21 protein-coding genes, 2 tRNA genes and 1 CRISPR repeat array are annotated in these 19,186 nt (G+C 32.2%); of the genes, 14 read left to right on the top strand and 9 right to left on the bottom strand.

The window, feature by feature from the left end; translation table 11 throughout:
* Positions 1 to 68: 68 nt before the first annotated feature.
* Both BLQ93_RS05035 and queC read left to right on the top strand, forming a co-directional pair.
* Positions 69 to 719, top strand: coding sequence for a 7-carboxy-7-deazaguanine synthase QueE (locus tag BLQ93_RS05035; protein WP_092128637.1), 651 nt, complete (start codon positions 69 to 71; stop codon positions 717 to 719).
* Positions 720 to 1,436: a 7-cyano-7-deazaguanine synthase QueC gene (gene queC / locus BLQ93_RS05030; protein ID WP_092128635.1), complete on the top strand. Its 717-nt coding sequence runs from the start codon at positions 720 to 722 to the stop codon at positions 1,434 to 1,436.
* On the opposite strand, the gene lysS is transcribed toward queC, so the two are convergent.
* The 5 genes from lysS to ubiE all read right to left on the bottom strand — a co-directional run bounded on the left by lysS (position 1,402) and on the right by ubiE (position 5,167).
* Positions 1,402 to 2,874: a lysine--tRNA ligase gene (gene lysS / locus BLQ93_RS05025; RefSeq protein ID WP_092128633.1), complete on the bottom strand. Its 1,473-nt coding sequence runs from the start codon at positions 2,872 to 2,874 to the stop codon at positions 1,402 to 1,404. The genes queC and lysS overlap by 35 nt on opposite strands.
* Positions 2,867 to 3,947 (bottom strand): peptide chain release factor 2 gene (gene prfB, locus BLQ93_RS05020; RefSeq protein WP_425389228.1). Its coding sequence is split into 2 segments (ribosomal slippage): positions 2,867 to 3,901 and positions 3,903 to 3,947, totalling 1,080 coding nucleotides; the frame shifts between segments, so codons are not numbered across the junction. The genes lysS and prfB overlap by 8 nt, the downstream gene beginning before the upstream one ends.
* Positions 3,913 to 4,287, bottom strand: coding sequence for a type II toxin-antitoxin system PemK/MazF family toxin (locus BLQ93_RS05015; RefSeq protein WP_159427499.1), 375 nt, complete (start codon positions 4,285 to 4,287; stop codon positions 3,913 to 3,915). Before BLQ93_RS05015 ends, prfB begins: the two co-directional genes overlap by 35 nt.
* Entirely contained in the window at positions 4,268 to 4,474 is a 207-nt protein-coding gene (locus BLQ93_RS05010; protein WP_092128629.1) for a hypothetical protein, read from the bottom strand. The genes BLQ93_RS05015 and BLQ93_RS05010 overlap by 20 nt, the downstream gene beginning before the upstream one ends.
* Before the next feature lie 3 nt (positions 4,475 to 4,477).
* On the bottom strand, positions 4,478 to 5,167 hold the full coding sequence (gene ubiE, locus BLQ93_RS05005; protein ID WP_084323551.1) for a bifunctional demethylmenaquinone methyltransferase/2-methoxy-6-polyprenyl-1,4-benzoquinol methylase UbiE: 690 nt from the start codon (positions 5,165 to 5,167) through the stop codon (positions 4,478 to 4,480).
* 93 nt (positions 5,168 to 5,260) lie between these two features.
* Here ubiE and BLQ93_RS05000 point away from each other — a divergent pair, with 93 nt between their 5' ends.
* Genes BLQ93_RS05000 through BLQ93_RS04965 form a run of 8 tightly spaced genes read left to right on the top strand, consistent with a single transcriptional unit; the run spans position 5,261 to position 10,103 of the window.
* Positions 5,261 to 6,409 (top strand): M24 family metallopeptidase, encoded by a 1,149-nt coding sequence (locus BLQ93_RS05000; RefSeq protein WP_092128627.1) that lies wholly within the window; start codon positions 5,261 to 5,263, stop codon positions 6,407 to 6,409.
* Positions 6,406 to 6,750, top strand: coding sequence for a DnaJ domain-containing protein (locus tag BLQ93_RS04995; protein ID WP_092128626.1), 345 nt, complete (start codon positions 6,406 to 6,408; stop codon positions 6,748 to 6,750). The genes BLQ93_RS05000 and BLQ93_RS04995 overlap by 4 nt, the downstream gene beginning before the upstream one ends.
* Positions 6,751 to 6,765: 15 nt before the next feature.
* Entirely contained in the window at positions 6,766 to 7,074 is a 309-nt protein-coding gene (locus tag BLQ93_RS04990) for an MTH1187 family thiamine-binding protein (RefSeq protein WP_025391750.1), read from the top strand.
* On the top strand, positions 7,074 to 7,409 hold the full coding sequence (locus BLQ93_RS04985; protein WP_025391751.1) for a NifB/NifX family molybdenum-iron cluster-binding protein: 336 nt from the start codon (positions 7,074 to 7,076) through the stop codon (positions 7,407 to 7,409). Before BLQ93_RS04990 ends, BLQ93_RS04985 begins: the two co-directional genes overlap by 1 nt.
* 12 nt (positions 7,410 to 7,421) lie before the next feature.
* The gene (gene hpf, locus BLQ93_RS04980; protein WP_092128624.1) at positions 7,422 to 7,919 is read left to right on the top strand and encodes a ribosome hibernation-promoting factor, HPF/YfiA family; all 498 of its coding nucleotides are present in this window, start codon (positions 7,422 to 7,424) and stop codon (positions 7,917 to 7,919) included.
* A gap of 1 nt (position 7,920) precedes the next feature.
* Positions 7,921 to 8,373: a PTS sugar transporter subunit IIA gene (locus BLQ93_RS04975; protein WP_025391753.1), complete on the top strand. Its 453-nt coding sequence runs from the start codon at positions 7,921 to 7,923 to the stop codon at positions 8,371 to 8,373.
* Positions 8,366 to 9,235 carry an RNase adapter RapZ gene (gene rapZ / locus BLQ93_RS04970; RefSeq protein WP_092128622.1) on the top strand — a complete coding sequence of 290 codons (870 nt, stop codon included), beginning with the start codon at positions 8,366 to 8,368 and terminating at the stop codon, positions 9,233 to 9,235. Before BLQ93_RS04975 ends, rapZ begins: the two co-directional genes overlap by 8 nt.
* A gap of 4 nt (positions 9,236 to 9,239) precedes the next feature.
* On the top strand, positions 9,240 to 10,103 hold the full coding sequence (locus tag BLQ93_RS04965) for an aspartate carbamoyltransferase catalytic subunit (protein WP_092128620.1): 864 nt from the start codon (positions 9,240 to 9,242) through the stop codon (positions 10,101 to 10,103).
* On the opposite strand, the gene BLQ93_RS04960 is transcribed toward BLQ93_RS04965, so the two are convergent.
* The 3 genes from BLQ93_RS04960 to BLQ93_RS04950 all read right to left on the bottom strand — a co-directional run bounded on the left by BLQ93_RS04960 (position 10,100) and on the right by BLQ93_RS04950 (position 14,348).
* Positions 10,100 to 11,221, bottom strand: coding sequence for an HD-GYP domain-containing protein (locus BLQ93_RS04960; RefSeq protein ID WP_159427498.1), 1,122 nt, complete (start codon positions 11,219 to 11,221; stop codon positions 10,100 to 10,102). The genes BLQ93_RS04965 and BLQ93_RS04960 overlap by 4 nt on opposite strands.
* 68 nt (positions 11,222 to 11,289) lie before the next feature.
* A complete protein-coding gene (locus BLQ93_RS04955) occupies positions 11,290 to 12,633 on the bottom strand; it encodes an aminopeptidase (protein ID WP_092128616.1) in 1,344 nt (447 codons plus the stop codon).
* On the bottom strand, positions 12,630 to 14,348 hold the full coding sequence (locus BLQ93_RS04950; protein ID WP_092128614.1) for a proline--tRNA ligase: 1,719 nt from the start codon (positions 14,346 to 14,348) through the stop codon (positions 12,630 to 12,632). The genes BLQ93_RS04955 and BLQ93_RS04950 overlap by 4 nt, the downstream gene beginning before the upstream one ends.
* A gap of 206 nt (positions 14,349 to 14,554) precedes the next feature.
* On the opposite strand from BLQ93_RS04950, the gene BLQ93_RS04945 reads away from it, so the two are divergent.
* Complete coding sequence (locus BLQ93_RS04945; protein WP_216818742.1) at positions 14,555 to 15,055, top strand: septal ring lytic transglycosylase RlpA family protein; 501 nt, start codon at positions 14,555 to 14,557, stop codon at positions 15,053 to 15,055.
* A 46-nt stretch (positions 15,056 to 15,101) separates the two neighbouring features.
* Here BLQ93_RS04945 and pckA read toward each other — a convergent pair whose 3' ends face one another.
* Positions 15,102 to 16,688: a phosphoenolpyruvate carboxykinase (ATP) gene (gene pckA / locus BLQ93_RS04940; RefSeq protein ID WP_092128611.1), complete on the bottom strand. Its 1,587-nt coding sequence runs from the start codon at positions 16,686 to 16,688 to the stop codon at positions 15,102 to 15,104.
* A 122-nt stretch (positions 16,689 to 16,810) separates the two neighbouring features.
* Between pckA and BLQ93_RS04935 the strand changes: the two genes are divergently transcribed.
* The 3 genes from BLQ93_RS04935 (at position 16,811) to BLQ93_RS04925 (ending at position 18,124) form a co-directional block, all read left to right on the top strand.
* A tRNA-Gln gene (locus BLQ93_RS04935) sits at positions 16,811 to 16,884 on the top strand.
* Positions 16,885 to 16,887: 3 nt separating this feature from the next.
* Positions 16,888 to 16,962: transfer RNA gene (locus BLQ93_RS04930), tRNA-Glu, on the top strand.
* Positions 16,963 to 17,071: 109 nt separating this feature from the next.
* On the top strand, positions 17,072 to 18,124 hold the full coding sequence (locus tag BLQ93_RS04925; RefSeq protein WP_092128609.1) for an O-methyltransferase: 1,053 nt from the start codon (positions 17,072 to 17,074) through the stop codon (positions 18,122 to 18,124).
* A gap of 609 nt (positions 18,125 to 18,733) precedes the next feature.
* Positions 18,734 to 19,153: direct repeats of the CRISPR family, unit length 27 nt; unit sequence CGTAATTCCCTTCAAAGCGGGAAAGAA.
* Positions 19,154 to 19,186 lie beyond the last annotated feature (33 nt).

Genomic DNA, 19,186 nt, shown 5'->3' with positions numbered 1-19,186 from the left:
TATTGTCAAAAAAAACAAGGAATTGAAGAATTGCTAGTGGAAAAAAAATATGTTAATATGATTTTATAATGAAAGCTAAAGTTTGTGAAATTTTTTACTCTCTACAATTAGAAGGCTCAATGTTGGGCTATCCGGCTGTTTTTGTAAGGTTTAGCGGGTGTAATTTAAATTGTAAATTTTGTGATACTAAGTATGCTTTTAATGATTATGAAATTATGTCTTTGTTGCAAGTAAGCAAAGCAATTTGCAATTATAATTGTAAAAGAATAATTTTTACTGGTGGTGAGCCATTGCTAAATGCTTCTTTTATAAAATGCTTAATTGACGAGCTTGGAAGCAAATATGATTTTTTTTTAGAGACAAATGGCACGATATGGGTGGATTTTGCAAGCAAGTTTAAACACATTGTAGTTAGCCCAAAATTTGACAATTTAAATTTTGATGTATTAAAAAAATATAGCTTGCAAAACAATGTAGAGTTTAAAGTTTTAGTTGAAAACCCTGATTCTCTAAAACAAATTGAAGATTTTCTTAAAAGTTTAAATATAAATTCTGCCACACTGCAACCTATTTATTTTCCAGATGAACCTCTAAATCAATTTTTAGAGCGCACAAGAAATATTATTGAAGCTTTTAAACAAAGTAAACTTACAAATAAAGATGTAAGGCTTATTATACAAAATCACAAAATAATCTACGAAAAACAAAGGGGTGTTTAAATGAAAAAATGCTTGTTAATATTTTCTGGAGGCCTTGATTCAACAACATGCCTTTTTTGGGCACTAGATTATTATGATGAAGTGCATACAATTACATTTGATTATCACCAAAGGCATGTAATAGAAAAGAAAATGGCTTTAGAAACTATTAAATTAGCAAAAAGCATAAAGCAAAAAGACATAGATTATTTTGAGTTTAATATAGATTTATCTAAAATTGGCGCAAGTGCTCTTACAGATTTTTCAATTAATGTGCCTAAAAATAGAAATATAGATAATCAGATACCAATAACATATGTACCTTTTAGAAATGGTATATTTTTGGCAATTTCTGTTGCCTATGCAGAAAAGCTGGACATAAGCAACATCATTGGGGGATGGAATGTTTTAGATTACTCAGGATACCCAGATTGCAGACCAGATTTTTTGGAAAGCTTTAGACAAGCAGCTACACTTGGCACGAAAATTGGCCAAACAAAACCTTTCAATATCATAGCACCATTAATTGGATTAAAAAAATCCGAAATTATAAAACTTGGAAAAAAACATAACGCCGATTATTCTTATGCTTATTCATGCTACGAAGGCAACGAAATACCTTGCGGTCAGTGTGATTCATGTATCCTGCGCGCAAAAGGTTTTGAAGAAGCAGGTTTTGTAGATGACTATATGGTTAGGCTTGCTACTTCATCAAAGGAAACAAAATCACATCCCTGATGGATGTATTGTTTGTTAAAAGCATTACAAGCCTATCAATACCAATGCCTTCTCCTGCCGTAGGTGCAAGTCCATATTCCAGTGCAACTATATAATCTTCATCATACATAGAGGCTTCTTCATCGCCTTTGTTTCTTTCTTCCAATTGCTTTATAAATCGCTCTTTTTGGTCAAATGGGTCGTTAAGCTCTGAAAATCCATTTGCAATTTCCATATTTGCAATAAACAACTCAAACCTATCTGTAAAAAGAGGGTCTTGTTTGTTTTTCTTTGCAAGAGGGCTTATCTCAACTGGGTAATGCGTGACAAATGTAGGGTTTATTAGTTTTGGCTCAACCAAAGCATCAAATAGTTCGGCTAAAATTTTTGCGTGGGGAGTATTTTCATCAACCTTTTTTTCTAATTGCAAAGCAAGTTTTAAACACTTATCTTTATCTGAGATTATATCATCTGTGAGTTCACCTATTTCCTTTAGGGCATCTATAAACTTTATGCGCTTAAAAGGTCTTGAAAAATCTATCTCAAGCCCACCATAAGTTATTTTTTTACCTAGATCTAAATTATTTAATAGATAATCGAACAGTTCTTCTGTAAAATCAAGCAAAAAATTGTACTCTTTGTATGCACAGTAAAATTCCATCATTGTAAATTCTGGGTTATGCTTTAAGTCCATACCTTCGTTTCTAAAGTTTCTGTTTATCTCAAAAACCCTCTCAAGCCCTCCTACAACCAAGCGTTTTAAGTAAAGCTCTGGTGCAATTCTTAGGTACATATCAATATCAAGTGCATTTAAATGCGTAACAAAAGGTTTTGCCGCAGCTCCACCAACGAGTTTATGCAGCATAGGTGTTTCTACTTCAAGAAATTTATTATTTATCATAAATTCTCTAATCAAAGCAATAATTTTTGAGCGTTTAAAAAATGTTTCTCTAACGTCGTCATTCACAATTAAGTCTACATAACGCTGTCTGTATCTGAGTTCTTTATCTTGTAAACCGTGGAATTTTTCAGGCAATGGCCTTATTGATTTAGTTAACAAATGTAGCTTAGTTGCATTAATTGTAACTTCTTGTGTTTTTGTTTTAAAGACATTGCCTTCAATACCTATAATATCTCCAACATCAAGTTTTTTATATAAAGCATATTGTTCACCCAGTACATTTTTTTGGCAATATACCTGAAGGGTTCCACTTACATCCTTAAGTTTCAAAAAAGCTGCTTTACCAAAATCTCTAATGGAAATAATTCTTCCTGCAATTTTAAAATTAGTATTTATACTTTTTAATTTTTCACTATCAATACCTTTGTATTTATTTAAAATGTCATTTAAAAAATATTCTGGCGAAAATCCGTTATAGTAAGGATCGATACCTAAGGCTTTTATCTCTTCTAATTTTTCTATTCTTCTTTTTATGAGTTTATTTTCTTCTTCAATCATTTTCTTCTCCTTTTAAGTATTTTAAGTCTTCATATAAAAAGTCATTTATATCACCATTTAAAACATTTTCTGCTGCAACATTTGTTTTTTCTAGGTTGGTTCTATGGTCTTTCACCATTTTATAGGGATGTAGCACATAAGATCTAATTTGACTACCCCACTCAACTTTCTTTTTTTCACCACTTATGTTTTTTAGTTGTTCTGCCTTTTTTTCTTCTTCAAGCTTATATAATTTTGACTTTAGTATTTTCATAGCGGTAGCTTTATTTTTCATCTGGCTGCGTTCTGTCTGGCATGTTACAACTATGCCGGTTGGAAGGTGTGTTATTCTTATAGCAGAATCAGTTTTGTTAACATATTGACCGCCTGCTCCGCTTGCTCTAAATGTATCGATTTTTAAATCTTCCGGCTTTATATCAATATTTATATCATTTTCTATATCTGGTATTACACTTACAGCTGCAAACGAAGTGTGTCTTCTTTTATTTGAATCAAAAGGTGAAATTCTAACCAAGCGATGTATGCCATTTTCACCTTTCAAATAACCGTATGGATGATCCCCAGACACAATAAATGTAATACTTTTATAGCCTGCTTGGTCACCTTCTTGCATATCTGCTATTTCAATTTTGTAATTATTGCTTTGAGCCCACATGGCATACATTCTAAAAAGCATGGCAACCCAGTCGCAACTTTCAGTCCCCCCTGCTCCTGAGTGAATGGTAACAATTGCATCATCTTCATCATGGGGACCTGATAAAAGTGATTGTACTTCAAAGGACTCAACTTTTTTGCTTAATTGTTGTATTTCACTTTCAAATAAACTTTCATCATTTTCCTGCAGAATCATTTCTTCGATTAAAGTTAGTTCATCATCTAGATCTTTAACCTGGTTTATAATATTTTGTAAGTTTCTTTTTTTTCTTTCAAACTGTTGCAAAAGAGCGTAGTCATTCCAAACTTCTTTGTTTTGAAGTTTTTCTTCTATTTCTTTTATTGTTTGTAATTTACTTTCTAAGTCAAAGATACTCCTTTATATTATCTAATTTTTTCCTTAATTCTTTGAGTGTCATCGTCTTTCTCCCTTTGATTATTTAAAAACATTTTTCTTAAAATTTTTCGCGCTTTTTTAATTTCTTCTGGTGACAACTCACCTATTTTTTTATACATATCTTTTCGATTCAGTGTTGCTATTTTGTTAAATCTTACATAGCTTGGCATAAGCAAGCCCTTTTCTCTATAATTTTCTATTTCAAGTTCCATTTCCTCGTTATGTTTGTGTGTCGTTATCCTTGCAACTACAATATCTTCGTCACCAGTGTCAATAAGTACAAGCGCAGGCCTTCTTATTGTTTTGTCTAAATTTGTAAAAGGAAACGACACTACAACCACATCACCAAATGCATATTTCATCATATATGCTATCCTCAAATAAATCGTCAAAAAAATAGTTGTATGTCAAAAGCATCCATAATTTATCTTCTTCTGCTAAAAAAACGTTACAAACAATATCAAACACACAATAGTTAATAACTTCCGCTTGCTGAAAAAAGTTTATTGCATTTTGTTGTACCTGTATATCCAAGAGATGTTTCTCCATAAACTACCCCTCCTTGCATGCAACATGCAAACAAGCTATACCAAAACTCAAAAGATTAAAATTTACTTGTTTGAAACCAACATGCATTATTGCATCTGATAAAAATTCTGGGTTTGGAAAATACCTTATTGTTTTTGCAAGGTATTTATAGGCGTCTTTGTTGTTTGAGATAATACCAGCTATATTTGGCAAGCAGTAATCCTTATAAAAAATGTAAGCATAATTTATAATAGGATTTTTTGGTTTTGAAAACTCCAGTATGATTAATTTTCCTGATGGTTTCAAAACCCTTTTAAACTCATATAAAGCTTGTATTTTATTTTTTATGTTTCTTATGCCAAAGGATATAATTACATTGTCAAAAAAATTATCTTTAAATGGTAAATATAAAGCATCTGCGCATACAAGCTTTATACTTGTGTTTTTAGTTTTTTGTTTAGCAATTTCTAACATACCAAAGCTTATATCTGAGCCTATAATATTTTTTTCCGGATCTTTTTTATAAATTGCTAACGCAATATCAGCAGTACCTGTTGCAATATCTAAAACATTTTTGCCTTTAATATATGATATAGCAGTTTTTCTCCAGGATTTATCTATATTAAAACTCAAAACATGATTTAATAAATCGTATGTTTTTGAAATATGTGAAAACATCTGCCCCACGTGCGTCATACGCTTACTTTTTATCATTAATAAGATTCTAAGTCAAATACTTTAAAACAATAGTTGAATTTTTTATTTTTTGCGTGTATTATTACATAAACTCTTTAAGTAGGAGGGCGATTGAGAACAGAAATTTTCTCAAAAACTTTGAAAGAAAAAAACATAGACATAGCCATCTTAATGCAGTCAACTGACATTTTTTATTATAGTGGTACGTTTGCTAATGGCGTGCTTATTATAACAAAAGATAATGAAAAGTTTTTGTTTGTAAGGCGTGGACTTGATAGAGCGTTAAAAGAGACAAATATAAGCGTTTCTTATATGCATAGTTTTTCAGATATAAAAAAATTTATACAGCAAAATGGTTTTAAAAGTGAAACGGTTGGCCTTGAATTTGATGTTTTGCCTGTTAGTTTTTACCAGAAATTTAAGGAAATTTTTGATAGAAGTCAGTTAATAGATATTTCAAATGATATTAGATGGCAAAGAAGAATAAAAGATTCAATCGAGCTGGAAAACATAACGCAAGCTGCCAAAAGCCTTGATTGTCTAATGAGCGATGCAAAAATATACCTGGAAGAAAATAAAAGAGAAATTGATATTAGCGCCAAACTTGAATACTTTGCGCGCCTTAGAGGACATCAGGGCAGAAACCGCATGAGAATGTTCAATGGCGAGATATTTATGGGGCATGTTATATGCGGATTTAATGCTGTGGGCTTTTCTGGTTACTTAAAACCACTAACAGGCAAAGGCATGTATCCTACATACCCAGAAGGTGCAAGCACAGATAGAATTGAAAAAGACAAACCAATTATTGTTGATTTTGTTTTTAATTATAATGGGTATTTGGCAGATCAAACACGCACTTTCGTAATTGGTGACTTAAATAGCGATCTTTTAAAAGGCTACCAGTTTTGTTTTGATTTAATAAATTGGTTTGAAGATTATGCAAAACCTGGCACAAAAGCTGTAGACATATATACAAAATCACTTGAAAAAGCGAAAAATGCTGGTTATGAGAATATCTTTATGGGAATTGGAAAAGATAGGGTAAGTTTTTTGGGTCATGGCCTGGGTCTGGAGCTTGATGAATATCCGTTTATTGCAAAAGGAATGGACTATCCCTTGGAAGAAAATATGGTATTTGCATTTGAGCCAAAACTTATCTTTAAAGAAGGCGCAGTGGGTTTGGAAAATACATATGTTGTAAGAAAAGATTGTGTCGAGAGTTTAACCAAATTTCCAAAACAACTAGTAAAGTTATGATATACGATTTTGAATTTAGAAAAAATATTAAAAAAAAGAAACTATACGAAGCCATAGCAAAAGAAATTTTAAATGCATGGGATGCAAAAACACCGATTGAGATAAAAAAACGTTTCTTGCATCTAGCAAAAAAATATCACCCCGACATTAACCATAAAGAATCAGCCAAAAAAAAATTCCAAGACATATCATTGTCTTATAGAATTTTAACTCAATGGGATGATTCTATTTTAAATGAAAAGTTTTCCACAATTAGTGAGTTTGATGTTAAGATAATCAAAATAAAGGCTAATATAAATGATGAAAAATCTCATATTGAAAGATTCAAAAACCTTTATTAAAAAAGGAGGTAGCTTATGGCTGTTTGTGGCATTACAGTTATACCAATTGGTACATCTTCACCAAGTGCAAGTAGTTATATTGCAAAAGTAGTCTCTTTAATAAAAGAAAGTGGATTTAAAGCTATGCCTACACCTATTGGTACAGCAATAGAAGGAGATCTTGAAGAAATTTTAAGTATAATCCCAAAAATCAGAGATGCAATTTATTCTGAAGGATTAAATAGAGTTGTTATGAATGTTTATATTGATGATAGAAACGATAAGCAATTAACTTTAAAAGGAAAAATGGAATCACTTGAAAATAAATTAGGAGGGAAGGTTTAATGAAGGTAATGATGCCATTAGTTGGCGATATTTTAAGTGAACACTTTGGTAGAGCGCAGAGATTTGTGATTTACGAAATTGAAAATGGTGTTGTAAAAGACAAAAAATTTTACGATGCAATAGAACACTTTGAAGGTGCTTTTCCTGCGTGGGCAAAATCTCAAGGTGTTGACTTAGTTATACTTTGTGGTGTTGGGCCACGAGCAATAGAATTTTTTAATAGTTATAGCATAGATGTGATTTCAGGTGTTGCACCACAGGAACACTCAAAAATAATTCAGGATTATTTAGCTGGTACATTAATATATACAAATAAATCTGTTTGCGAACATTAATTTGGAGGTTATATGGAATTTGTTTTTGCTTCAAAAAATATAGAACTTACAGATGCTATAAAAACTTATGTTACAAAAAAATTAAGTAGATTGGAGAAAATTTACGATATTTTGCAGGCCGAGGTAATGATAAGTGTTGAAAAATACAGACATATTGCTGATGCAAAACTTATAACAAAAAAAGATGTTATAAAAGCTTCAGAAACATCACATGATCTTTATGCAAGTATTGATTTACTTTACGAAAATCTTGAACGTCAGTTGAAAAAAATTAAAGGCAAGAAAACTGAAAAAAGAAAAGAAAGCACGGTAAGTCAGGCAGAAAGTGAGTTTGAAGGTGTTGAAATTGTTAGAAAGAAGATTGATGAAAAACCAATTACTTTAGATGAAGCTATAAACCTAATCCAAAAAAACACAGAAGGTGTTTTAGCTTTTTACAATTCTGAAACAGAAAATGTCAATGTTTTATATAAAAATAGCGATGGTAGCTATACATTAATAGAAACCTAAAATGGATTTTAAAGATCTTTTAAGTCAAATAAATGATGTTGAAGTAGACATTTATGCAAAAGATAAATTCGAATTATTTCAAAAGATAAGTCAGTATTTAGCTTCTAAAATTAATGTAGATAGCAGTATTATTTATGATTTATTAAGGGAAAGGGAATTGCTTGGGTCTACTGCAATAGGTAATGGATTTGCCCTGCCCCACTTAAAACTTAAAGGTATAAAACCTTACATTGGTATTTTTGTTTTAAAAACCCCGCTTGATTTTGATTCGATTGATAATATGCCAGTAAGCGTAGTGTTTGTTGTATTGTCGCCTTCTGAGAAACCTTCATTGCAATTAAAAACGCTAACTTTGCTTGCCAAAATGCTAAAAAATGTTGAGGTAGATAGCTTTTTGAATAAAAACCCTCAAGAAATAAAAAATTATCTGAATAATTTTAAAAAAAATGAGTAAGATTAATAAGTTTATTTTTATTAGTGGTTTGTCTGGCTCTGGCAAAAGCAGTGCCTTAAAAGTTTTTGAAGAACTTAGATTTTTTTGCATGGATAACTTTCCTTTGCAATTAATAAAAAAATTTATAGATATAGTTGAAGAAGGTACTTTTGCTGTTAAAGATATAGCTATAGTTTGCGATATAAGAGAAATTGATTTTCAAAAATATTTTTTTGAGTCAGTTGAGTGGCTCAAAAGTAAAAATATTAATGTCATTATATTGTATCTTCATGCAAGTAAAGAAAAATTGATTACCAGATACCAGGAAACTAGAAGGCAACACCCTTTGAGCATAATAAAACAATTATCTTTAACTCAAGCTATAGAAGAAGAAAAAGCAATTATGGAATGTGTTGCTAAAATTTCGGATTTTATTATAGACACAACAGATCTCAATGTAAATAACCTCAAAAATTTAATTTTGGCAAAGTTTGGGGATACTCAGGCTTTAAAACCTATCGTACAACTTGAATCATTTGGTTTTAAGTATGGTTTACCAGCAGAAAGTGATTATGTTTTTGATGCAAGATTTTTGCCAAACCCGTATTTTATTGAATCGCTTAAAAATACAACGGGCTTAGACGAAGTTACTTATAATTTTGTATTAAATCAGCCTAACGCTAAAGAATTTATTGATAAAATAAAGGATTTTTTGCAATTTGTATTGCCTTTGTTTAAAGATATGTCAAAAAGCTATATTACGATTTCTATTGGCTGTACTGGTGGCAAACACCGCTCAGTGGCTATTGTTAAACATTTAGAAGGGTTTGTAAAAAGCATGGACTATATTGTAAACACAATCCATAGAGATATAGGAAGGTAAATTTATGCATTGTCTGGGTTTAAAATATTTTAATAAAAACCAAGTTGAAAGCATTTTAGAAAAGGCCGTTTATTTTAAAAGTACTAAAAATTACACTAAAAGTCTACAAGATGCAATTGTTATAAACATGTTTTTTGAAAATAGCACAAGGACAAAAACTTCATTTGAGATTGCCGCGCTAAAGCTTGGCGCAAGGGTTGTAAATTTTGATTATACAAAGTCAAGCTTGCAAAAAGGTGAAAACTGGATTGATACAATTACAAACTTAAACGCTATGCACCCAGATTTTTTTGTAATCAGACACTCTTATTCAGGTTTTGCTTACTATATTAGCCAATTTACTCAAGCAAATGTTATAAATGCAGGCGATGGCACGAACGAACACCCTTCTCAAGCTCTTCTTGATTTGATGACAATGTATGAGCACAAAAAAGATATAGAAAATCTTAAAGTATGTATAATTGGTGATATAATTAATTCACGTGTAGCAAGAAGCCACATGTATTTAGCAAAAATGTTTAACTGGGATTTAAGTTTTTATGGACCTAGCACATTCTTACCCCAAAATATAGATATAAAAATAGAAAAAGACTTAAACCAGGCAATTTCAAACAAAGATTTTGTTATACTTTTGCGCATACAGCTCGAAAGAAAAAGTGGTGTAAATATACCATCTCTTGGCGAATATAATAAATTTTTTGGCATAAAAGAGCCCATTGGTGCTTATATTATGCACCCAGGACCGGTAAACAGGGATGTCGAGTTAGATTCAACTGTCTATATAGATAGAAACGTACTTATTACAAAACAGGTTGAAAATGGCGTCTTTGTAAGAATGGCAATATTCGACTTTTGTATTTCAAATTAATAATAATGCCATAATCTTACCGATAAAGGTATTGCATCTATTATAAACTTACTAATTTTACCTTTGTTTGATAAGCCATACAAAATTTCCAATGCTTGGTTATGATCAAGTGAATATTGTCTATATGGTCTGATTTGTCTTAGTGCAGAGTATATATCTGCAACAGCCATTATTTGATCAAATACTGACAATTGAGTTTTGTCAAGACCAAAAGGATAACCACTACCATCCAAATATTCATGATGATTTGAAGCAATAGAAACGATCTGTTTATCAAGTCCAAGTTTTGTTAAAAAGGAAAATGTATAAAAGGCATGCGACTTCATTTTAAGCCAATTTTTACCTTCAAGTTTGCCACCAAAGTCCAGTATGCTGTTTGGCACAAAAAGTTTGCCTATATCGTGTAAAAAACCAGCAGTTTGTAAAAGATCACAATCGCTATCTGCAAAGCCTAAATTTTTTGCAATACTTGATGCAGTATATGCTACATCCATTGAGTGGGTTAGAGTAAATTTACTTTTTATATCTATAAAATTTTTGGCTATTGCTTTTGCAAGCGTCATTAATTTTAAATTATCTAAAACTATAAATCTATCTTTAACATACGAAGGCAAAAAATGTTTTATTTCATCAATATTGTTTAGAATAATTAAAAATGCATCCGTTTGTGTTGACGCTAAAAAAGCATCCAGTATAGGTTTAAATTGAGATTTGCCTTTAAATTTGGCAAAAACTTTGGCTTGCAAGTCCTTTGGGTTACAAAACTCTTGTTTTCTTGAAATGACATCAACTTCGTCGGCAAAGTATATTATACGCGAAAGAAGGCTGGAAGAAGATACGTTGTGATGGTCTTTTACGATAAGTGCAATATTTTCGCAAAATGGTATTTGGCTTAGAATTTCGTAACCAAGTTGCGCATGTTCTTGAAGATTAATCATATTGCGATTTTCTTCTAACAACAACTGGCCTTCGATACCAACAGCGCCAACATCATGGACCAGACAGGATAAATATAAATCTATTTTTTTCGTTCTTGTTAAATTTAAAGTATTGGCAATAATTATTGATATAAAGCCAACTCTTAGGGCGTGATGGCTTGGGTTTTCCCCAAAAGCCATTAGGTCTAAAGAGTTAGAGATGTTTTCAATTAACTTTGTAAAATTTATTTTTCTATTTAAAAACATCTCTAATAGCTAAAAAAGGCCTTATAAGCTTTATATGTTTCAAAAAGATCCGCTTTAGATGAAATTTCGAATGGTGAATGCATAGAAATTAGAGCTGGACCACAATCTATGGTTTCTATATTGTGGTTTGCTATATATTTTGCAATTGTACCACCACCACCTTCATCAACTTTGCCTAACTCGCCCGTTTGCCACACTACATTGTTATCGTTGAAAATTTTTCTAATTTTGCCTACAAATTCAGCATTGGCATCGTTTGCCATGTATTTTCCCCCATGACCTGTAAATTTTGTAAGCACAACACCATTGTTTATGTAAGAGGCATTGTCTTTTTCATGTACTTCTTTATACATTGGATTTACTGCACCATTTACATCCGCCGATAAACATTCTGAGTGTTTAAAGAAAGACACGATATTTTCAAATGTTGGTTCAATTTTTTTTGCTTTTAAAATTTCAATAACAACTTCAAACAAAAAACTAGATTGTGCCGATGTATTTCCTTCTGAGCCGATTTCTTCTTTATCTACCATTAAAACAATTTGAGTTTGGGCTGCTTTTTTTGAATCAAAGAAAGCTTTAAGACTAGTATATGCGCAAATCCTGTCATCCTGACCGTAACCAGCTATTAAACTTTTATCAAACCCTACATCTTTTGCTTTAAACGCCGGAGTAAGTGTAATTTCGGCTGAGATAAAGTCTTCTTCATAAATGCCATAGGTTTCGTTTAAGATTTTTAGTATATTTAGTTTAATCTGGTCTTTTTCTTCTTTGCTAAATGGAATTGAGCCTACAATTAAATTTAACTTATCAGCATCAAAAGCTTCTTTTACTGGTTTTTCATCAACAACTTTCTTGGATAGGTGTGGCAGCAAATCTGGTATGACAAATACTGGATCATCTTCATTTTCACCTATATTAAATTCTAATGTTTTTAAATCAGATTTAATGATTACACCGTGCAGCGCAAGTGGTATATTTAGCCACTGATATTTTTTTATGCCTCCGTAGTAGTGAGTGTGAAACATAGCAATATTGGAATCTTCAAAAATTGGATTTTGCTTTAAATCTATGCGAGGTGAATCAATATGACTAGCTATTAGCCTTGCACCATTTTCTTTTCCAATGCGCACCAACGCAACATTTTTATTTCTGTTTATAAAGATAAGCTCATCTTTTGCATGATTTGAAAAATATTCTTTAACATAATTAACCGTTTCACGCTCAGTTTTGCAAACATTTAAAAAATCAATGTAGTTTTTAGCAAATTTAAATATTTCTTCTTTTTTATTTTCTAACCATACATTTTTTTGAGTTCTAAAGAGCTTTTCTTTGAGATCTTTCATATTGCCTCCAATTCTTTGTAAAGATTGTTTCTTATATCCATTATTATATTAACAGACTCATCAATATTGCAAAGTATTTTTTCTTTAGTTTTTCTTAAACGTATTTCTACTTTGTTATTTTGGAAATTTTTAGACCCTACTATTATACTTATTGGTATACCTATTAAATCCATATCTTTTAACTTTACACCAGGGCGCTCTAATCTATCGTCATATAAAACTTCTATATTTGAAGCATTTAATTGATTGTATAAATTTTGACAATATGAATTAATTTTGTCGTCTTGATCAAGTTGAACTATTTCTACTTCAAAAGGTGCTATCGAAATTGGCCAAATTATTCCATCGCTATCGTGATTTTGCTCAATGCATGCTTGAGCGCACCTGCCAACGCCAATGCCATAACAACCCATATAAATATATTGTTGTTTGCCATTTTTATCCAGATACACAACATTCATTGCTTTTGAGTATTTTAAGCCCAATTTAAAAATGTGGCCCACTTCGATTCCCATATATTTTTTTAACTTACCTTTGCCACAAACTGGGCAGGTTTCTCCTTCATTTACATTTCTTATATCAAAATATTGAGCATTTGTATTTTTCATAGATACATTCTTTAAATGGTAATCTTTTTCATTAGCTCCAACTATTATATTGTTTATTTGTTCTAAGCGCTTATCTGCAACAATGCTTATATTTCTTGGAAGATTAATTGGTCCAACAAAACCATTTATTAGACCCAGGCGCATTATTTCTTCGTCTGTTAATGCGAAAAGTTCTATACTTGATGTAGCATTTTTAGCTTTTGTTTCATTTAATGAATCACTTCCTAATAGCATAAAACAAAAGATTTCACCTTTTTCGTTTTTGTATAACAATGATTTGGCAACTTTAGTGTTATCTATGTTTAAGAACTTACAAATCTCATCAATTGTTTTAATATTAGGCGTATATACTTTTTCAATTTCACCTGGTATGGTAATGTCTTGTGAGGTTATGCTTTGAGCCTTTTCTGCATTTGCAGCATAATCGCAATTATCGCAAACAAAGATTTCATCTTCTCCAACATTTGATAAAACCATAAATTCTTCTGAGTCTCTACCGCCAATAGCTCCACTATCAGCTTTTACAATTCTGAAATTTAAACCACAGCGTTTAAATATTCTGCAGTAGGCATCACGCATTTTCTCATAACTAACATCTAATCCTTCGGGGTTTGCATCAAAACTGTATGCATCTTTCATTATAAACTCTTTTGCTCTCATAAGGCCATATCTAGGACGTATTTCGTCTCTAAATTTTGTCTGGATCTGGTATAGGTTTATAGGAAGCTGTCTGTAGCTGTTTACATATCTTCTTACAATATCTGATACAACTTCTTCATGTGTAGGACCTATGACAAAATCTCTATCGCTTCTATCTTTAAAACGCAACAATTCTTTGCCATATTGACTCCATCTGCCAGATTCAACCCATAACTCAGCTGGTTGAACTGCTGGCATTAAAATTTGTTGAGCTCCTTTTGCGTCCATTTCTTCTTCTATAATTTTTGAAACTTTTTTGATAACTCTAAGACCGAGTGGCATATATGTATAAATACCGCTGGAAACCTGGCTGATAAAACCACCCCTTATTAGTAATTCATGACTATCAATTGTAGCATCTTTTGGTTTTTCTTTTAATGTGTAAATTGAACTTTTAGAAAATAGCATTAGCCAACTCCTTTTTGTTTGTCATTATACAAAATGAATATCAAAAAATCAAAATGTTACAATTTATAATTGAATTTAGTATATTAGTTTATTACTTATTTAAAATCTCTCAAAAAATTTAGATTTTTTGGTGAGAAAAATTATCTGATTTTTAAAATATGCATTTTTTCTTGACAATTTTGTATCTATTTTTTATACTTGAAAACATGAAAAGGTTTTGGTTAGTTTTAACGGTGTTATTTTTTGTTAGTTTTTCACGGGCATTTGCGGGTGAAGCTACAGTTGATGACATTTTAAAATCACTTTCAAACGAAAACAATGCGTGTCAGATTCAAAAAGGTTATGCCTCATGGTATGGTTTAAGTGATTCTTTAATGCAAACAGCAAATGGCAATGTTTACAACAGTGATGAAATTTTTGCAGCTAGCAAAACTCTACCTTTTGGTAGTAAGGTGTTGGTAAAAAATCTTTACAATGGTAAAGAGCTGTTTGTAAAAATTGTAGACAGAGGACCATATGTCAAGGGGCGCATACTGGATTTATCAAGAGGAGCAGCTAAAGAGCTTGGTATGATTAATGCGGGAGTAGTACCAATTAAAATTTATACTTTAGGGTGCGAATACGCATTAAATAAACTCAAAGATATGAATTTTTATTCAGATTCAACAGTAGCTTCAACCGCTTCTAATTCAACATCACAAAACTAACAAAAAATTAGGGAAGCTTAAAGCTTCCCATTTATTATTTTTTTAATTAAATTTGAGGACCTGCTTGAATAATATCTTTATCAATTTCGAAGCCAAATGAATCTAGGTTTTTCTTAAAAGCCAGTGCTAATTTTTTCAACTGATTATCATAAGCATCTTTATCTTTCCAGCTTTGTCTAGGATTTAAAATGTTTTGAGGTACCTCTGGACAATTTTTTGGAATACGAAGATTAAATATTGGCAAAACTTCGTACTCTACATCATTTAATTCATTGCTTAGAATAGCTCTAATTATAGCGCGCGTATGTGATATGCTAATACGTTTCCCAATCCCATATGGACCACCATTTAAACCGGTATTTACAAGCCAGCAATTAACATTGTGTTTTTGTATTTTTTCTCCTAATAGTTTTGCATAAACGGTTGGTGGCAAAACCATAAATGGCGCGCCAAAGCATGTAGAAAATACTGCGGTTGGCTCTTCAACACCAGCTTCTGTACCCGCAACTTTTGCAGTATATCCACTAATGAAATGGTACATTGCTTGATTTGTAGTAAGTTTTGATACAGGAGGTAACACCCCAAATGCATCGTATGTTAACATTATTATATTTTTTGGGTGTGGGCCAATACCTTCTTTTAACGCATTTGGTATGTAAGTTATGGGATAGGATGCCCTTGTATTTTCTGTTATTGAATCATTAAATAAGTCAACCCTGCGCGTTTGTTTATCAATTACAACATTTTCTAGTATTGTGCCAAATTTTCTGGTCGTTTCATATATTAAAGGTTCGTCATCTTTAGAAAGATTGATAACTTTTGCATAACAACCACCTTCAAAATTAAACACACCATCATCACTCCAGCCGTGTTCGTCATCTCCAATCAAAAAACGTTCTGGATCAGAAGACAGTGTTGTTTTACCTGTACCAGATAAGCCAAAGAAAATTGCCACATCGCCACCTTTTCCTAAATTGGCACTTGCATGCATACTCATTATGCCCTTTAGTGGCATTAAATAGTTCATTACACTAAAAACAGATTTTTTAATTTCACCTGAGTAACCACTGCCACCTATTAAAACTATTTTCTTTTCAAAATTTAACAATACAAATACTTCGCTTCGTGTGCCATCAATTTCAGGTATAGCTTTAAACTCAGGTGCAGCTATAACAGTAAATCCAGGTTCAAAATTTTCAAGTTTTTTTGGATCAAGTTCTCTTATAAACATATTTCTTGCAAATAGTGATTGCCAGGCAAGTGTAGAAATAACTCTAATTGGTAATCTATATCTTGGATCCGCTCCTGCATAACCATCCATTATATAAATTTCTTTTTGTTGTAAATAAGCTACTACTTTTTTGTAAAGATTATCAAAAGCTTGTGGACTAATTTCTTGATTTTCTTTACCCCACCATATATGGTCTTTGCTGGGATCTTGCTTTACAATAAACTTGTCTTTTGGCGATCTTCCCGTGTATTTTCCGCTTTCTACAACAATAGGTCCCATATGGGCTAAAATGCCTTCTTTATTTTCGAGAATTTTTTCAACTAATACAGGTGTTGGTAAATTTCGGTAAACCTTTTTGAAGTTTACTATTTGCAAATACTCAAGCTGTTTTTCTAAATTCATAAAAACCTCCTTAATTTTTATATATATTTTAACACAAAGTACATAAGTTGTAAAATTTTTCAAAATAAAATTTTTTACTGTTTGACAAAAGCACAATTAATTAATACAATATAGCCTGCATTTGGGAGATCGTCTAACGGTAGGACCGCGGACTCTGGATCCGCTAGTGGAGGTTCGAATCCTCCTCTCCCAGCCATGTGGCCTCATCGTCTAGCGGTTAGGACGCCGGCCTCTCACGCCGGTAACGGGGGTTCGATTCCCCCTGAGGCTACCATTTTTTTATTTTAACACTAAAACTTTGTTTTTTAATGTAAGCTAAGGGATTGTAAAAATCATATTTAGGAAATGAAAATGTTAAAAAAACTTAAATTCTTTTTTTAGGTGTGTTTTTAATCGGCACAAGCTTTAATTTACAAGGCTGCGCGGGATACTCTACCGCTATATTTGCAAGCGCTATAAACAGCAGATACACAGACATAAACTTACAGCCTGAAGCAAAAAGAAACATTCAGCAAACCTATAACGCAGCGCTTGATACACAAAAACAATATCCAACGGGAACTGTAGATGTGGTATTTAATGATTTAGCAGTTAGAATGAATCCGAGAATTACTGAGCCGGCAGTTTATCTAAACGGCAGTAAATACCTGTCTGAGCAATACATAGATACAGTTTTATCATATGCGAAGCAGGTTATGCCTAATGTAAACTTTGTGGTAAAAAACAAGCCAGATTTCAGCAGCCAAAATCCGCAGTTAGTGTTGTTTCCAAGTTATTTTAACCATGCAACAGGTGGTCTTATTGCTTTTCTACAGACTATTTACAATTCAACCTACGCTATTTTTGAGTTAAACGGCAAATACTACGCATTTAACAATGAGATTTATGATAACGGCTATCCGTTTTTTGTTTTTACTGCTTTTAGCAACTACTTCAAAGACTACTACAAATCTGAACTGCTGGCATATTACCCAATCTTTCCTGCAGTTAAAGCCATTATGCTGAAAGCGCAAAACCAGACTTTAAGTCCTTATCTTGAGCGATGGCTTAATGCGGTTAAACAGTGGCAACCAGCCCCTGTAAACGACGACAAGGTAGCTTTTAGGGTGGTATCTGATGCCAAACTGCCGTGTGTGTATAATTATAAATGGACTGAGCACAAAAAGAACGCACAAGGCAAAGAATACGGTAAAGCAGAGCCAGAGTGGTATCAAAACCTAAAAGGTATTGCGCCTTACCTGTTTATGCCAGAAGACAGCACAGAGTGCCAAAAAATAGAAAAGAAAGTAAAAGACGGCACTGAGATTACTCAAGCCATCTTGGAAGTGGTAGGCGAAAACTGGGAAAAAGAAACAAAACCCCTAATGGACAACTGGGACAAAGTGAGCAAATTAACCGTTGGGGCTGACAATCAGACTTTGACAGCACAGAATTGAAAAAAACAAAACAATCAATCTTTAGCCAGTGTAATTCTTAGAAAAAATAGAATTGATTAAGAAAATTGCTGTAAAAACAAAATGCTACACTCGTAATTCCCAAAGCGGGAAATAATGCAACAATTAATTTTTTATAAATACTATCGAAAAAATCCATTAAAAATTTAAAAAAAGAGTTTATCGTTTTTTTGCCCCTTAACTAAACCCCTAAAAAAATGTAATGTGCCATTTTTTATATTCATTTCTTAGAATACTCTCAATATACGTACAACCATATTTTAACCCTATACTACAGAAAAAGGAATAATTACCGCTAAAGCAATATAAACAAGAAACAAAAATTTATCTAATGCAGAAATCGACTTGTCCCATATAGGTCTTATTGCCACCAAGGGCGTTGTGTATTCTGGTTTGAATTAGCACTATTTTATGGATTACTACTATGGTTTTGATTTTCATTCTTGTTAGCGTTAGATAAAGGCTTACCATATTTACTACAAAAAAATCGCATCATCTGGATTTGCACTAACACAATAAGGACAAAATTACAGAAACATCCAAAAAAATTTGTATTGTAATTTTTAACAAAATACTTTTCTTTATATTTGTCGTAATTGTCTTCAAAGCGGGAAAGAACAACAAGCTTTCATCTTGCCAACAAAGCCAATAACTAGCTTGCGGCAAAACGCCCGTAATTCCCTTCAAAGCGGGAAAGAATGCAACGGTTTGATTTGGATGAATGGTATAAGAACTTTGATAACTACCCGTCGTAATTCCCTTCAAAGCGGGAAAGAACAACAAGCTTTCATCTTGCCAACAAAGCCAATAACTAGCTTGCGGCAAAACGCCCGTAATTCCCTTCAAAGCGGGAAAGAATGCAACCTTGCCATCCACACTTTTAAATGTTGATGAAGAGCAGGACTTGTCGTAATTCCCTTCAAAGCGGGAAAGAATGCAACTGAAAGCTTTGGGAAGCATAAATTTATATTTGATGTAAAAGGTCGTAATTCCCTTCAAAGCGGGAAAGAATGCAACAGTCACCTTTTATAAAGGTTATGATAA

The organism is Desulfurella multipotens (assembly GCF_900101285.1).
Lineage (GTDB): Bacteria > Campylobacterota_A > Desulfurellia > Desulfurellales > Desulfurellaceae > Desulfurella > Desulfurella acetivorans.
The sequence above is the reverse complement of the archived record's forward strand: the minus strand, read 5'-3'. Positions and strand labels throughout refer to the sequence as shown.

Coding starts and splice junctions, on each gene's coding strand:
- BLQ93_RS05035 (WP_092128637.1), top strand. CDS start 69: ATGAAAGCTAAAGTTTGTGAAATTTTTTACTCTCTACAATTAGAAGGC.
- queC (WP_092128635.1), top strand. CDS start 720: ATGAAAAAATGCTTGTTAATATTTTCTGGAGGCCTTGATTCAACAACA.
- lysS (WP_092128633.1), bottom strand. CDS start 2,874: ATGATTGAAGAAGAAAATAAACTCATAAAAAGAAGAATAGAAAAATTA.
- BLQ93_RS05015 (WP_159427499.1), bottom strand. CDS start 4,287: ATGAAATATGCATTTGGTGATGTGGTTGTAGTGTCGTTTCCTTTTACA.
- BLQ93_RS05010 (WP_092128629.1), bottom strand. CDS start 4,474: ATGGAGAAACATCTCTTGGATATACAGGTACAACAAAATGCAATAAAC.
- ubiE (WP_084323551.1), bottom strand. CDS start 5,167: ATGATAAAAAGTAAGCGTATGACGCACGTGGGGCAGATGTTTTCACAT.
- BLQ93_RS04995 (WP_092128626.1), top strand. CDS start 6,406: ATGATATACGATTTTGAATTTAGAAAAAATATTAAAAAAAAGAAACTA.
- BLQ93_RS04990 (WP_025391750.1), top strand. CDS start 6,766: ATGGCTGTTTGTGGCATTACAGTTATACCAATTGGTACATCTTCACCA.
- BLQ93_RS04985 (WP_025391751.1), top strand. CDS start 7,074: ATGAAGGTAATGATGCCATTAGTTGGCGATATTTTAAGTGAACACTTT.
- hpf (WP_092128624.1), top strand. CDS start 7,422: ATGGAATTTGTTTTTGCTTCAAAAAATATAGAACTTACAGATGCTATA.
- BLQ93_RS04975 (WP_025391753.1), top strand. CDS start 7,921: ATGGATTTTAAAGATCTTTTAAGTCAAATAAATGATGTTGAAGTAGAC.
- rapZ (WP_092128622.1), top strand. CDS start 8,366: ATGAGTAAGATTAATAAGTTTATTTTTATTAGTGGTTTGTCTGGCTCT.
- BLQ93_RS04965 (WP_092128620.1), top strand. CDS start 9,240: ATGCATTGTCTGGGTTTAAAATATTTTAATAAAAACCAAGTTGAAAGC.
- BLQ93_RS04960 (WP_159427498.1), bottom strand. CDS start 11,221: ATGGCTTTTGGGGAAAACCCAAGCCATCACGCCCTAAGAGTTGGCTTT.
- BLQ93_RS04955 (WP_092128616.1), bottom strand. CDS start 12,633: ATGAAAGATCTCAAAGAAAAGCTCTTTAGAACTCAAAAAAATGTATGG.
- BLQ93_RS04950 (WP_092128614.1), bottom strand. CDS start 14,348: ATGCTATTTTCTAAAAGTTCAATTTACACATTAAAAGAAAAACCAAAA.
- BLQ93_RS04945 (WP_216818742.1), top strand. CDS start 14,555: ATGAAAAGGTTTTGGTTAGTTTTAACGGTGTTATTTTTTGTTAGTTTT.
- pckA (WP_092128611.1), bottom strand. CDS start 16,688: ATGAATTTAGAAAAACAGCTTGAGTATTTGCAAATAGTAAACTTCAAA.